This is a genomic window from Stenotrophomonas pictorum JCM 9942, from assembly GCF_001310775.1.
Classification (GTDB): Bacteria; Pseudomonadota; Gammaproteobacteria; order Xanthomonadales; family Xanthomonadaceae; genus Stenotrophomonas; species Stenotrophomonas pictorum.
Window position 1 is genome coordinate 1 of the sequence record NZ_BAZI01000715.1, and the last position, 792, is coordinate 792.

General features: G+C 69.9%; 1 protein-coding gene and 1 pseudogene. Both read right to left on the bottom strand.

Going from position 1 to position 792, the window contains the following annotated elements:
* Positions 1-382 (bottom strand): glycosyltransferase family 2 protein (locus tag JCM9942_RS17245; protein ID WP_157723049.1); only part of this gene is annotated, 382 nt, incomplete at its 3' end.
* A pseudogene (locus JCM9942_RS17250) lies at positions 379-792 on the bottom strand (glycosyltransferase); the annotation flags it as partial. The pseudogene JCM9942_RS17250 and the gene JCM9942_RS17245, both read right to left, overlap by 4 nt.

A 792-nucleotide genomic window follows, 5' to 3' on the forward strand; every position in this document is an offset into this window, starting at 1 on the left:
CATCGGCCTGGCCGGCCTCATCGACCTGCTCCACGCCCAGCAGACAATCGCCCAGCTGCGCGCCCAGCGCACGCAGCTGCGCAAGCGTGGACGGCTCGACCATCAGGTCCGGGTTGATGAAGGCCAGCCACGGCGCCTGGCAGTCCTGCGCGCCCTGGTTGCAGGCGGTGGCGAAGCCGGGATTGTCCGGATTGGCGATGAAGCGCACGCGCGGATCGGCCAGGGCATGGCGCTGGGCGATGGCCAGCGAACCGTCATCGGAATCGTTGTCGACCACGCGGATCTCGGCCACCTCCCGCGCCGCGCGCAGCCGCTGCAGGCATTCGTCCAGCGTGCTCGCACTCTGGTAGCTGACAACAACAACGGCAATCGAATCGCTCACACCGGCTCCGCGCCTGGAAGGGAAGCACAGGCCTCGAACAGGTCGCGCTGGGCGTCGGGCATTATCGCCTGCGCGCACCGCTGCTGCAGCTGGCCGCGATGGGCGTACAGCGGGTCGTCCATCAGGAACGAGGCCAGGCGCGCGGTCCAGACCGGCCAGCGCGTGGCCAGCACCTCCATGTCACCCGCGGCCGGCCGGCCCTCCTGCAGGCGGCCGACAAAGGCGGTGTCACAGAGCACGTTGCGCCAGCCCAGGCCACTCATGCGCAGTGCTCAGATCCACCAGCGCCGCATACCAGGAACCATAGCTGTGGGTATCCAGCCCGCCGGCGCGGCGGCGCGCACTGCCACGGATCAGCACCGCATGGGTCACCGCCGAAGGCAGCTCCGGGTGCAGCAGCGGCATCGCCG